We start from the raw sequence: 12,796 nt of genomic DNA, 5'->3' as shown, positions 1-12,796 counted from the left end.
CCCACCGTGCCAACCACCCGCACCCAAGAAACCGTCATCACCTGGGCCGCCCCACCCATCCGCTACGGACTCCACGCCACCGAAGAGATCGGCCACGAGATCCGGCAGCTCGGCGCCCGCTCGGCCCTCATCGTCACCGACCCCAACCTGGCCCGCCTGGGCCTGCCGCAGCGTGTGCGCGCGCTGGTCGAGCGGGAGGGGGTGGAGACAGCCGTCTTCGACCAAGCCGAGGTCGAGCCCACCGACAGAGGATGCGAGGCCGCCGCGGCCTCCCTCGGCAAGAGGGAGTTCGACTGCTACATCGGTCTCGGCGGCGGCAGTTCCATGGACACCGCCAAGATGATCAACCTGCTGCGGAGCTGTCCGGAGAGCGGCGTCCGGCGCTATCTCAACCGGCCGATCGGCGACGGCGCGCCCGTGCCCCGCCTCCTCAAGCCGCTGATCACCGTGCCGACCACGGCCGGCAGCGGCAGCGAGTGCACCTGCATGGTCGCGCTCGGCGTCGTCTCCGAGCGCGTCAAGACCGGCATATCCGACCCGCGGCTGCGCCCCACCGCCGCCGTCGTCGACCCGTGGAACACGGTCACGATGCCGCCCGCCGTGACCGCCGCCTCCGGCTACGACGTCCTCACCCACGCCTGCGAGTCGTACACGGCGCGCCCCTTCGACCGGCGGCCCCCGTACGCCTCGCCCGGCGTCCGTCCCGTCTACGTCGGCGCCAACCCGATCAGCGACGTCTGGGCGGAGCAGGCACTCACCCTGGTCGGGCGGTATCTGCGCAGGGCCGTCCTCAACCCGTACGACATCGAGGCGCGGGCCGGGATGAGCCGGGCCGCGCTGTTCGCGGGCATGGGCTTCGGCAACGCCGGCACGCACATACCGCACGCCTGCGCCTATCCGATCGCGGGCCTGGTCACGGACTACCGGCCCCGGGACTACCGGGTCGACCACCCGCTGGTCCCGCACGGGGAGTCCGTCGTGGTCACGGCCCCGGCCGCGTTCGCCTTCACCTACGCGACCTCCCCGGAGCGGCACCTGCGCGCCGCCGAACTCCTCGGCGCGAGCCTGGGCGGGACCACCGTGCGCAACGGCGCCGACCTGCTGCCGCAGACCCTCCTCGACCTCGTCGCCGATACGGGAGGACCCCGCGGGCTGTCGGACTTCGGCTACACCGCCCGCGACATCCCCGCCCTCACCGAGGGCGCGGCCCGCCAGGAGCGGCTGCTGGCCTGCTGCCCGCGCGACGTCGACCGCTCGCACCTCTCCGGCATCCTCGCCCGGTCGCTCGACCATGGAACGGCGGTGCTGATATGACGGAGCGTCAATTACCGCTGGCCGAGGCGTTCATCGACGGGCGGCGCGTCCCGGCCCGCGACACCTTCGCCGACCTCGACCCCTCCACCGGACGGCCCTGCGCCCGGGTGAGCCGCTGCGGGCCCGCCGAGATCGACCGGGCGGTGACGGCCGCGCGTACCGCCTTCGAGACGACCTGGCGCCACACCACGGCCGCCACCCGCGCCGCGGCCTGCCGGGCCGTCGCCGACACCCTGCGCGCCCACCGCCGCGAGCTCGCCGAACTGGAGTGCCTGGACACCGGCAAACCGATCGGCCAGGCGTACACCGACGCGGACGTCGCGGCGCGCTACTTCGACTTCTACGCCGGGAGCATCGAGGCCCTCCACGGGCGCACGCTGCTCGACCACCCCGACCTGCTCGCCTACACCCTCCAGGAACCGCACGGCGTGTGCGGGCACATCATCCCCTGGAACTACCCGATGCAGATCACCGCCCGCACCCTCGCCCCGGCGCTCGCGGCGGGCAACACCTGCGTACTCAAACCCGCCGAGGACGCCCCTCTGACGCCGCTGCGCATCACCGAACTCGCCACCCAGGCGGGCCTCCCCGCGGGCGTACTCAACGCCGTCCCCGGCACCGGCCCGGAGGCCGGGGCCGCCCTGGCCGAGCACCCCGGCCTCGACCACCTGGCCTTCACCGGCTCCCGCCGGACCGGACGGTCCGTCATGACCGCCGCCGCCCGCGGCATCGTCCCCGTCACCCTCGAACTCGGCGGCAAATCACCCCACTTGGTCTTCCCCGACCACGACCCGGCGACCACCGTGCCGCGCATCGTCGCCTCCGTCATCGAGCACGCCGGGCAGAACTGCTCCGCGGGCACCCGGGTCCTGGTCCACCGCAGCGTCCACGCGCGGGTGAGCGCGGCCCTCGCCGAGGCGTTCGCGGGACTGCGCATCGGGCCGGGCGCCCAGGACCCCGACCTGGGCCCCCTGATCTCCGCCCGCCAGCGCGGCACCGTACTCGACCACATCGACGGCGGCCGCAAGGCCGCCCGGCTCGTCGTCGGCGGGGGAGTGCCGAGCGTCGCGGCAGGGGGCTTCTTCGTCGAACCCACGCTCTTCGACGACGTTCCGCCCGACGCGGCCGTCGCCCAGGAGGAGATCTTCGGCCCGGTCCTGTGCGTCACGCCGTTCGGCGACACCGCGGAGGCTGTCGCCCTGGCCAACGCGACCACGTACGGGCTGAGCGCCGGGGTATGGACCCGCGACGTGGGCCTGGCCCACGCGGTGGCCCGTGCGCTGCGCGTCAGCCAGGTCTTCGTCAACACGTACAGTGCGGCCGGTGGTGTCGAACTCCCCTTCGGCGGCTACCGCCAGTCGGGCTTCGGGCGGGAGAAGGGGTTTGAGGCGTTGCGGGAGTATACGAGGGTGAAGGCGGTGGCGATCGAGGTGGACCCGGTCTGACGCCCTGCGGGCGGCGCTTTTTGTTCCCCAGCCCCGCCCCTTCCCGAAACCGGGGAGACCCCGGACCCCAACCCGGCTTCGCCGGGTGTCCTCAAACGCCGGACGGGCTGAATTCGCTGGTTACGGTCCGCACCATCAGCCCGTCCGGCGATTGAGGACCGGGGTCTGGGGCGCAGCCCCCAGTTCGGGAAGGGGCGGGTAGGGGAAAAAGCCCGCCGCAGGTGCCACCCACCCGCACCGGCCACAGCTACCGCCCCTCACCCCCACCGCCCACAACACACGCCACCCTCCCCGCACCCCGCGCAGCGGACACGCACGCCAACCGATACCGCGCATGCGACACCGTCCCCGCCTGCCCCAGCCGCTCCGCGCACCGCGCGATCCGCCGCCAGATCCGCTCCGCGTCGTCGAGCAGTCCGTGCTGCTGCTGCCAGGCGAACTGGCGGTCCGCGAGCCTGGCGGCGGTCGCGGGGCGGGCGGGGCACTCGCGGTCGATGACGCGCCGCAGGTTCGCGTACTCCGCCGCGAACCACGCCGAGGCGTCCACCGTGATCCGGGTGGCCACCCGGCCGGGTATCACGGCGGCGAGGGCGTCGGGCCGGTCGCCACGGGTGTCGCCGGCGCGCGGCAGGCGGGGCGGGCGGGCCAGCCCGCGGTCGGCGGCGCGGGAGAGCAACAGCCAGGCGTCCAGAAGGCGTTCGCGCACGGCGTCGGCCTCCTCGGGGGTGCCGTCGTGGCCCGCCGCCGCGTACAGCCGCAGCAGTTCCGGCAGCCGGTAGCGCGGCTCGCCGGTCGCGTCGACGCCGACCGGGGTGAGCAGGCAGTGGTCGACCAGGGTGCCGACCACGGTCTCGGCGTACGGCCCGCCGAGCAGGACCGCGACGACCCAGGACGCGAAGTCGTCGAGCTCCCCGTGGGCGAGGAGCCGCATCGCGCGCAGGGCGCGCGGGTCCAGTGCGGCGCAGCTCGGGGCGAGCCGGGCCCGTACACCCTCGTCGTCGGCCTCCAGCACGTCGAGGCGGCTGTGCCGGTCGCCGATGATCTCCGCGAAGGTGCGCAGCGGCCAGTTGGGCCGTGCGGCCAGCCGCATCCCGGCGATCCGCAGGGCGAGCGGGAGTTCCGCGCAGGCGGCGGCCACCCGACCCGCCGCCTCGGGCTCGGCGGCGACCCGCCGTCGGCCGATCATGCGCTCAAGCATCAGCAGGGAGTCGGCGGGGGAGAGCGGGTCGAGGTCGATCAGGGTCGCCCCCGGCGGCGCGGCCAGCCGCATCCGGCTGGTCAGCAGGAGCGCGGAGCCCGCCATGCCCGGCAGCAGCCTCCGCGCCTGCGTCGGGCCCGCAGCGTCGTCGGCGACGATCAGGACGCGACGGCCCGCCAGCCGCGTACGGAGCAGCGCCGCCCGTTCGTCGGTGGAGTCGGGCACGGCGGGGCAGGCGACGCCCAGCGAGCGCAGCAGCTCGCCGAGCGCGTCGTGGACACCCTTCGGGCTGTCGGAGGTGGCCCCGAGCTGCACATGGAGCTGGCCGTCGGGGAAGCGGTGGCGCAGCTGGTGGGCGGCGTGCACGGCCAGCGCCGTCTTGCCCACGCCGGGCTGGCCGCACACCAGGACGACGGGTGGCGCGGCGGCGGTCCCGGCGGCTTCGAGGAGCATGACCAGCCGGGCGGTCTCGGCCTCGCGTCCCGTGAAGTCGGGGATGTCCGGCGGCAGTTGGTGCGGCGCCGGAGCCTGCTCGCCCGGCCGGGGGGCTTCCGGCAGGGCCGGCTCGGCGCCACGGCAGCCCAGGGTGTCGTCCTCGTCGAGGATCCGCTGGTGGAGCCGGCGCAGCTCGGGCCCGGGTTCGACCCCGCACTCGTCGGCCAGCAGCGTACGGACCTGGGTGTAGGTCATCAGGGCGTCGGCCTGGCGGCCGCTGCGGTAGAGGGCGAGCATCAGCTGCGCCCAGGCGTGTTCGTCCAAGGGGTCGGCCGCGGCCATGGCCCGTAGCCGGGGCACGATCTCGTGGTGCCGTCCGAGCGCCAACTCGGCCCACACCAGCGAGCGTTCGGCGAGCCTGCGGCGGTCCATCAGGTGAATGGCCTCGGCCTCCATCGCCGCCGTGGGCGGCAGGTCGCCGAGGACGGGCTCCTGCCACAGGGCCAGCGCCTGCTGGAGAAGGAGCGAGGCGGTGTGCGGGTCTTCTTCCAGGAGCTGCTCGCCGACGTCGACGAGGCGGCGGAAGTCGTGCAGGTCGAGCTCGCCCGGCTCCACGTGGAGGGCGTAGCCGCTGGGGTGGGTCCGCAGCCTGCCCGGGTCGTCGAAGAGGGTCCGCGCCTTCCACAGGTATGTACGCAGCATGCCGCAGGCCGAGGCGGGGGGACCGGGGCCCCAGATCAGGTCGGTCAGCCGGTGCTTGGGCACGGGACGGTTGGCGTGCAGCAGGAGGATGCTGAGCAGGGCACGCTGCTGGGGCTGTGTGATATCGAGAACGTGATCGTCAGCGGTACGGATCTCCAGGTATCCCAAAACTCGAAATTTCACGGTTCCCCCGGGACGCAGAGGTGGACGCCGGAACGGCAGCGGGTCACCGATGGATCTGCCGACTCCGGGCGACGCTTCGGTCGCGCGGATTGTAGTCAGTTCGAGGGCACTCCGGATGAGGCGGGGAACCGGCCATTTGGCGATCAAGCGAAGACTCGCACCGGAGCCGGATCGGGGGTCACCGCGTATCGGGGAGCGCTTACGTGAGAGTAGCAACTCCCTGACCGGCTCGGCAGGCATATCGGTCCGCGCCCGGCGGACGCCCCGTAGACGTCGCGTAGACGGTGCGCTCCTAAAGTCGACTGCGTCCAGTGGTCATGGACCATCGGGGTCGACGGGGGGATCGTCCATGCGCGTTCCGGGCCGTAAGGGGCAGCCGCCCGGAGCATGCGACGGAAATGAGAATTCCGAATTCCATACGCTGGTCGATCACCTCGCCGAATATCCCCGGCGCGAATTGTGGTGCTACCGGGGGCGTGAAATCGTCCGCCACTCCTACGCCCGGGTCCACGCCGACGTCCTCGCCGCCTGCGCCGCGCTGGAGAGCGCCGGTGTCGTCGCCGGAACGCACGTGGGCATCCTCGGTGGGAACAGCTACGAGTGGATCGTCGCCGACCTCGCGCTGATCCGGCTGCGGGCCGTCTCCGTCGCCCTGCCCGTCGAGACGCACCGGGACACCCCGCCGGAGGAACTGCGCGCCGCGTACGGCCTCGGGCTGCTGCTGATGTCCCGGAGCGAACACACCCGGCGCGCGCCCGGCCCGTCCTGGACGGCACCGCTGGACGACCTCGGCGCCGCCGCCGTCGCACCCGGCGGCGCCCACGCGGTCCCCGGACCCGACGTCTTCACCCTGGTGTTCTCCTCCGGGTCCAGCGGCCGGCCCAAGTGCGCCATGATGAGCGCTCCCGGCACCGTCGCGACCCTGGAGGAGTACGCCGTCCAGCTGCGCCTGGACGCGAGCGACGCGATCTTCGTGGTGCTGCCGCTCACCGCCTTCCCGCAGCGGCTCATGGTCTACCTCGCCGTCTGGCGCGGCTTCGACATCCGGCTCGCCGACGTACCCCGGCTGCACCCGGCGCTCAAGGCGATGGCCCCCACCGTCATCGTCGGCCCCCCGGCCTTCTTCGAGACCGTCGAGAACCGCTACCTGGCCCTGCCCCCCGCCGAGCGCCGCCGGGCCGACCGGCTGCGGCGGCTGACCGGCCTGATCCCCCTGCGCATCGTCCGGCAGCGCCTGCGCCGACGGCTCTTCGCCGACGCCCACGCCCAGTTGGGCGGCCGGGCGCGGCTGCTGCTCACCGGCTCGGCCCCCGCCCGGCCGGCCACCCTGCGGCTCATGGAACAACTCGGCTTCGCGCTGCACGAGTTCTACGGCATGACCGAGGTGGGCGTCATCTCCTGGAACCTGCTCGGCCGCACCCGGCACGGCTCCGTGGGCCGGCCGCTGCTCCCCGGCACCGTGCGGACCGCCGAGGACGGCGAGATACTCGTCCGCTTCGACCCGCCCCGCAGCGTGGGCTATTACGGTGATCGCGACGACGGCACCTACCGCCCCGACGGCTGGACCGGCACCGGCGACCTAGGCCACTTCGACGGGCCGTATCTGCACCTCACCGGGCGCAAGAAGGCCGTCATCATCACGCGGTCCGGCTACAAGCTCCAGCCCGAACCGGCCGAGCGCGCCCTCGCCGGACTGCCGGGGGTCGCCCACGCCGTACTGCTGGGCGGCGAGCACGCCCATGTGGTGACCGCCGTCGTCTCCCTGTCGGGCCCGGCCGACGACAAGGTGCGCACCCTGCTCGACCGCACCGTCGAGGACCTCAACCGCACTCTGCCCGAACCGGCCCGGATCGCCCGTCTGTTCTGCACCGAGGAGGCGTTCACCGCCGCCGAAGGACTGCTGACCCGCACCCTCAAGCCGGACCGGGCCGCGATCGCCGCCCGCTTCGGGAACCGCCTGTTCACCCCGGCGCCCCTCCCCACGACCACACCCGCACCCAGGACGGGAGAGACGCCATGACCCGGCGGACACCCGAGGACGACCCCGGAGCACGGGCCGTCGCCCTCATCGCCGAGACCCTGCCGCCCTGGGCGGACCGCGCCACCATCGTGCCCGCCGCCCGGCTGCGCGAGGACCTGGGCCTCGACTCGCTGGCCAAGGTCGCGCTCGCCGCCCGGATCAGCGAGGACATCGGCGCGGACGAAGAGGGCTTCGCCGTCGAGGAGTTCACCACCCTCCTCACCGTCGGCGACGTCCAGGACCTCTGCCGCAGGCTGAGCGCGGCACCGCCCGCCGGCACCCTCGGCCGGCTCGTCCACCTGCTCGCCCGCCTCGGCCCGGAGCCGCTCGACACCACGCGCCTCGACCCGTCCGCGCCCCTGCGCGACCTCGGGCTGCCCTCCATGGTCCTGGTGGACTTCTTCGTCCGCATCGAGACCGAATTCGCCTTCACCTGGGACGAGGACACCCCGCCCCAGACCTTCGCCACCCTCACGGCGCTCGCCCGCCACATCGACGACCGCACCGCACCCCCGGCCACCCGGCCCGCCCACAGGGAGCACGCTCCATGACGCCGTCCGGCGCACCGCCCGCCCTCGTCACCGGCGTCACCGGCCTCGTCGGCGGCGCGATCGTCCTCGAACTGCTGCGCCGCACCGACGCCGACGTCCTGTGCCTGGCCCGCGACAGCCGGCACGAACCCGCCGCCCGCCGGGTCCCGCGGCTGCTCGCCCGCATGGCCGCCGACTACGGCATGGACGACGTCGCCGGGCAGATCGCCACCCGCTGCCGGGTGCTGCCCGGCGACGTCACCGCCCCCGGCTGCGGCATACCCGACGCCCTGCTGCCCCCGGCGGCCGGCGAGGTGTGGCACGCCGCCGCCTCCCTGAAGTTCCGCGACCGCGACCGCGCGGAGATCGACCTGCACAACGTGACCGGCACCCGCAACGTCGCCGAACTGGCCGTACGGCTCGGCGCCCACACCTTCGACCTCGTCAGCACCGCCTATGTGGTCGGCGACCGCACCGGACTGCTCACCGAGGAGCCCGTCCCCGCCGACCGCCGCGCCAACAACGCCTACGAGAGCTCCAAGATGGCCGCCGAGGCCCTGGTGGCCGGGGTGCCGGTGGAGACCGTACGCATCCTGCGCCCCGGCATCGTCATCGGCCACAGCGAGACCCTCGCCGCGCCCACCACCTTCGGCCTCTACAGCTTCGTCGACGAACTGACCGCCTTCCGCGCCCTGATCGAGCCCCGGCTCGGCAACTACCTCGACCACTACTCCGTGGCGATCCTCGGCGACCCCACCACCCGCGGCAACCTCGTCCCCGTCGACGCCGTGGCCGCGGCGGCGGTGCGCCTCGGCGCCGTGGGGGCGCCCGGCGGCGTCTACCACCTGACCAACAGCGAACCCACCCGCCTCGGCGAGGCCCTCGCCGCCCTGACCGGCGCCCTCGGCATCCGCGCGCCGCGCTGGGTCGGCGACCGTGCCGAACTCACCTCCATCGACGCGGCGTTCAACAAGGGCCTCGACTTCCAGGGCGCCTACATGCTCCAGGACAAGGTCTTCGACGCGTCCAGGGCCCGGCGCTACTGCGCGGACCTCCTCACCGTCCCGCTCGGCCCCGCCCGCATCGGCGAATTCATCACCCGCTACCTCAAGGACGGTGCCGCCGAACAGGTCCGCGCCCTGCGGAAGGCGGCCGCCCGTGTTTGACTTCGCCGATCCCACCACCCTCGACCTGCGCTACCGCGGCCAGGGCCGCTGCCCCACGGCCACCGGCGCCGAGCTCTACTACGAGAGCGTCGGCAGCGGGCCGCCCGTCGTCTGCCTCAACAACTTCTTCATCGTCGCCCCCGCCTGGCGGAACTTCACCTCACGCCTCGTCCGCGACCACACCGTCGTCACCTACGACCTGCGCAACCAGGGCGTCTCCAGCCCCGGCCCCGGCGAACACCACTTCGACGACCACGTGGGGGACCTGCGCGACCTCCTCGACCACCTCGGCCACGACGCCGTCCACCTGATCGGCACCTCCGCCTCCACCCTCATCTGCCGCGACTTCGCCCTCCGCCACCCCGAACGCGTCCGCGGCATGGTCCTCACCGGCCCCGCCTTCTCCCCGTACGGCCCGCTGCGCATGCGGCTCATGGCCAGGGACTGGCTCCAGCGCCTGGACTCCACGCACGCGGCCGGCGTCTTCGACTACCTCTATCCGCTGGTCTTCACCGACAAGGCCATCGAACGCGGCGGCCGCGCCACCTACCTCGCCCTGCGCGAACACTTCCTCGCCCTCAACTCCGAGGCGCAGGTCCGCGCGTGCGTGACCGAACTTCGCGAGGCCTCCGGCGACCCCGCCCTGCTCGCACGGCTCACCCGGCCCGTCCTGCTGCTGATCGGGGACGGCGACCACCTGTGGTCCCGTACCACCCTGAAGGACGCCACGGACCTGATCCCCGACGCCACCGGCCACGTCATCGAGGGCGCGGGGCACATGCCCTTCATCGAGGAGACCGAGGAGTTCGAGACCGTCGTGGGCCGTTTCGTGGCGAAGACATGAGCGGACCCGCCGACGTGGAGGCGGGCTGGCGGGCGGCCCTCGACGGCTTCGTGCCCGTGCCCGCCGCCCACGCCCGGCCCGAACTGGACGCGGCCGGCGCCCGCCACCTGCTGCGCTGCCCGCCCCCGGTGTGGGAGCACCTCACCGCCGGGGGGCTGCCGGGCCGGCCCGCGCCGGACGGGGAACGCTACGACAGCCGTGACCTGTTCAATCTCGCCGTCCACTCCGGGTCGCGCGCCTCCGTACCCGAAGTCGCCCTGTCGCTGGCCCTGCGCTTCGCCCGGCAGGACCCCCGTCACTGGTCACGGACGCGCGACTGGGAGCTGCGGACCACCCTGACCTGCCTACGCCACCAGGGGGAGGGACACTGGCGGGCCTGGCCACCGGTCCCGTACGACACACCCGCCACCGGCGCCGGGCCCCGGTGCTGGTCCGGCCCCGAGGCCGTCCACACCCTTTGCCACCGGGTGCGGACCCGCGGCGTACACGCCCGTCTGGTGTCCCCGCGGCTGCGCGCCGAGACCGCCGACGAACTCGCCCGGCCACTGCGCTACGTCCGCATGCCCGCCGCCGTCCGCGCCGACGCCGCGTGGATGGCACAGCGGGGGCTGGTCGACTGCGTCAGTGGTACGCTCGCGCTCGCGCGGCGGCTCACCGCCGCGGGATACGAGGTCCGTGGCCGCACCGGCTGGCTCGTGGGGCCGGAGGTCTGCGACCACACCTGGCTCGACGTCCGGGACGACGACGGGCGGTGGAAGAGTGTCGACGTCGCCCATCACCACCTCGCCCGCACCCTCTTCGGTCCGGACGCCGTCGCCCCCGAGGCCTTCGCGGGCTCGCGCCCCGACCGTCTCGTGGCCAGCGCCGCCCCGCCCGGGGAGCAACTGTTCGCCCACCGGTGCCGCACCGCACCGGCCGACCTGAACTGCCGGATCTCAGCCGTGAGCCGGTAGGCCCCCGGGGCCGAGGAGGCGTGGAGCATGACGGAGGCGGAGAGGCTGAGCCGGCCGGACGCGCCCGGGGCCGCCCGGAACGCGGTCACGCTGCGGTCCATGGCACCGGTGCTCGTCATCCTCTGCACCGGGCTGTTCATGGTCTGGCTCGACACGACCATCGTCAACGTCGCGCTGCCCGACATCCAGGACTCCCTCGGCACGACCTTCACCGGCCTCCAATGGGTCGTCAACGCCTACACCCTGACGTTCGCCTGCCTCATGCTCGTGGCCGGTGACCTCGGTGACGTGTTCGGCCACAAACGGGTCTTCCTCGTGGGCATCCTGGGCTTCACCGCCGCCTCGGCGCTGTGCGCCCTCGCACCGAACATCGGCGTACTGCTGGCCGCCCGCGGCCTCCAGGGCGCCGCCGGGGCGGTGATCATGCCGATCTCGCTGTCCCTGATCACCGCGCAGGGCGGCACCCCGCGCGTGCGGGCCGCCGCGGTCGGCATCTGGTCCGGCGTCGGCAGCCTCGGGCTCGCGGGCGGCCCGCTGGTCGGCGGCCTCCTCGTGACCCACTTCGGCTGGGCCAGCGTGTTCTGGGTCAACGTGCCGATCGGGCTCCTCGCCGCGCTCGCCGCCCTGCGGTTCATCACCGGGGGCCGCGGTCACGACGGCCGCCGCATCGACACCGTCGGCATGGTGCTCTTCTCCGCGGGCGTCGGCTCCCTGACTCTCGGTCTCATCCAGGGCAACGACTGGGGCTGGACCTCCGCCGCCGTCCTCGGCGTCCTCGTGCTGGCCGCGCTGCTCCTCGCGGGCTTCGCCGGCTGGGAACTGCGCACCCGCGCCCCCGTCCTGCCGATGACCCTCTTCCGCGACCGGGCCTTCACCCTGCCCAACCTCGCGGGCATGGTCACCTTCTTCGGCATGTTCGGCGTCCTGCTGTTCCTCTCCGTCCACTTCCAGTCCTTCGAGGGACTCTCCGCCTACGAGACGGGGCTGCGCTTCCTCCCGCTGACCGCGGCGACCGCCGTGGCCGCGCCCGTCGCCGGGTGGGTGACCGGCCGCTACGGCGCCCGCCTGCCGCTCGCCGCGGGCTGCGCCGTCTCCGGGCTGGGCCTGCTCGCCCTGACCAGGGTGCCGATGGACGACGGATTCCTGGAATACACCGGCCCGTTCGTCCTCATCGGCTTCGGCACGACCCTGGCCGTCACGCCCGGGACCATCGCGGTGCTCGCCGCCGTCATGGACAACCGGGCGGGCATGGGCGCCGGGGCCGTCCAGACCTCCCGGCAGATCGGCGGGGTCCTGGGCGTCGCCGTCCTGGGCACCGTCGTCATCCAGCACTTCCGCGACAAGCTGCCCGGCGCGCTGGCCCACCTCGCGCTCCCGGACGGCGGGCGCGCCCGCATCGTCGACCGCCTGTCCTCGGGCGGCCGCCCCGACGTCTCCGGGCTGCCGCCCGCGGCACGCACCGCGATCCTGGAACCGGCGGGCCGGGCGCTCGCGGACAGCATCCAGAGCGCCATAGGCGTCGCCGCCGTCTGCGACCTCGTCGCGGCCGTGCTGGTGCTGGCCGCCATGCCGCGCCCCGCGCGCACCCCCGCGAAAGGCGGCATCACGTGATCGGGCACCTGGGCCTCAACGTCCCCGACCTGCGGGCCGCCGTGGCGTACTACGACCGGATCATGCCCCTGCTGGACTTCGAGACCTACTTCGGCGACGCGACACAGCACGCCTACCGGCCTGCGGACGGCAAGCGAGGCACCTACCTCTTCCTGTACGCGAGCGCGGAGCCCGGCGCCTTCTCCCGCCACCGCACCGGCCTCCAGCATCTCGCCTTCATGGTCCGCACCCGCACCCGGGTCCGGGAGGCCGCCGCGGCCGCGGTCGCCGGGGGCGGTGAACTCGTGCACGCACCGAGGGAGTTCCCCGAATACCCGCCGCCGTACTACGCCGCGTTCTGGACCGACCCCCACGGCTTCCTCCTCGAAGCCGTCTGCCATCACGACCGGGAGTGA

General features: G+C 73.7%; 10 protein-coding genes. 9 read left to right on the top strand and 1 reads right to left on the bottom strand.

Features of this window, described 5'->3' with window-relative positions; all coding sequences use genetic code 11:
• The first annotated feature begins 6 nt into the window (after nt 1–6).
• Together ACFY1P_RS06675 and ACFY1P_RS06670 are read left to right on the top strand one after the other, a co-directional pair.
• On the top strand, nt 7–1,314 hold the full coding sequence (locus ACFY1P_RS06675; RefSeq protein WP_390749921.1) for a hydroxyacid-oxoacid transhydrogenase: 1,308 nt from the start codon (nt 7–9) through the stop codon (nt 1,312–1,314).
• Entirely contained in the window at nt 1,311–2,759 is a 1,449-nt protein-coding gene (locus ACFY1P_RS06670) for an aldehyde dehydrogenase family protein (RefSeq protein ID WP_390749920.1), read from the top strand. The genes ACFY1P_RS06675 and ACFY1P_RS06670 overlap by 4 nt, the downstream gene beginning before the upstream one ends.
• 247 nt (nt 2,760–3,006) lie before the next feature.
• Here ACFY1P_RS06670 and ACFY1P_RS06665 read toward each other — a convergent pair whose 3' ends face one another.
• The gene (locus ACFY1P_RS06665; RefSeq protein ID WP_390749919.1) at nt 3,007–5,277 is read right to left on the bottom strand and encodes a BTAD domain-containing putative transcriptional regulator; all 2,271 of its coding nucleotides are present in this window, start codon (nt 5,275–5,277) and stop codon (nt 3,007–3,009) included.
• 349 nt (nt 5,278–5,626) lie between these two features.
• Between ACFY1P_RS06665 and ACFY1P_RS06660 the strand changes: the two genes are divergently transcribed.
• Genes ACFY1P_RS06660 through ACFY1P_RS06630 form a run of 7 tightly spaced genes read left to right on the top strand, consistent with a single transcriptional unit; the run spans nt 5,627 to nt 12,796 of the window.
• On the top strand, nt 5,627–7,297 hold the full coding sequence (locus ACFY1P_RS06660) for an AMP-binding protein (protein WP_390749918.1): 1,671 nt from the start codon (nt 5,627–5,629) through the stop codon (nt 7,295–7,297).
• Nucleotides 7,294–7,848 (top strand): phosphopantetheine-binding protein, encoded by a 555-nt coding sequence (locus ACFY1P_RS06655; protein ID WP_390749917.1) that lies wholly within the window; start codon nt 7,294–7,296, stop codon nt 7,846–7,848. The genes ACFY1P_RS06660 and ACFY1P_RS06655 overlap by 4 nt, the downstream gene beginning before the upstream one ends.
• Nucleotides 7,845–8,993, top strand: a complete 1,149-nt coding sequence (locus ACFY1P_RS06650; RefSeq protein ID WP_361525899.1) for an SDR family oxidoreductase — start codon at nt 7,845–7,847, stop codon at nt 8,991–8,993. The genes ACFY1P_RS06655 and ACFY1P_RS06650 overlap by 4 nt, the downstream gene beginning before the upstream one ends.
• The gene (locus tag ACFY1P_RS06645; RefSeq protein ID WP_361525902.1) at nt 8,986–9,837 is read left to right on the top strand and encodes an alpha/beta hydrolase; all 852 of its coding nucleotides are present in this window, start codon (nt 8,986–8,988) and stop codon (nt 9,835–9,837) included. The genes ACFY1P_RS06650 and ACFY1P_RS06645 overlap by 8 nt, the downstream gene beginning before the upstream one ends.
• Nucleotides 9,834–10,790 (top strand): hypothetical protein, encoded by a 957-nt coding sequence (locus ACFY1P_RS06640; protein WP_361525904.1) that lies wholly within the window; start codon nt 9,834–9,836, stop codon nt 10,788–10,790. Before ACFY1P_RS06645 ends, ACFY1P_RS06640 begins: the two co-directional genes overlap by 4 nt.
• 27 nt (nt 10,791–10,817) lie before the next feature.
• Nucleotides 10,818–12,401: an MFS transporter gene (locus tag ACFY1P_RS06635; RefSeq protein ID WP_361525907.1), complete on the top strand. Its 1,584-nt coding sequence runs from the start codon at nt 10,818–10,820 to the stop codon at nt 12,399–12,401.
• On the top strand, nt 12,398–12,796 hold the full coding sequence (locus ACFY1P_RS06630; protein WP_361525910.1) for a VOC family protein: 399 nt from the start codon (nt 12,398–12,400) through the stop codon (nt 12,794–12,796). Before ACFY1P_RS06635 ends, ACFY1P_RS06630 begins: the two co-directional genes overlap by 4 nt.

This window comes from Streptomyces sp. NPDC001407 (assembly GCF_042895325.1).
GTDB lineage: Bacteria > Actinomycetota > Actinomycetes > Streptomycetales > Streptomycetaceae > Streptomyces.
Note: the sequence above shows the minus strand (reverse complement) of the source record. Positions and strands in the feature narration are given on the sequence as shown.

Excerpts from the sequence above, each read along its gene's own strand:
- ACFY1P_RS06670 (WP_390749920.1), top strand. The coding sequence starts at position 1,311 with ATGACGGAGCGTCAATTACCGCTGGCCGAGGCGTTCATCGACGGGCGG.
- ACFY1P_RS06660 (WP_390749918.1), top strand. The coding sequence starts at position 5,627 with ATGCGCGTTCCGGGCCGTAAGGGGCAGCCGCCCGGAGCATGCGACGGA.
- ACFY1P_RS06655 (WP_390749917.1), top strand. The coding sequence starts at position 7,294 with ATGACCCGGCGGACACCCGAGGACGACCCCGGAGCACGGGCCGTCGCC.
- ACFY1P_RS06650 (WP_361525899.1), top strand. The coding sequence starts at position 7,845 with ATGACGCCGTCCGGCGCACCGCCCGCCCTCGTCACCGGCGTCACCGGC.
- ACFY1P_RS06640 (WP_361525904.1), top strand. The coding sequence starts at position 9,834 with ATGAGCGGACCCGCCGACGTGGAGGCGGGCTGGCGGGCGGCCCTCGAC.
- ACFY1P_RS06635 (WP_361525907.1), top strand. The coding sequence starts at position 10,818 with ATGACGGAGGCGGAGAGGCTGAGCCGGCCGGACGCGCCCGGGGCCGCC.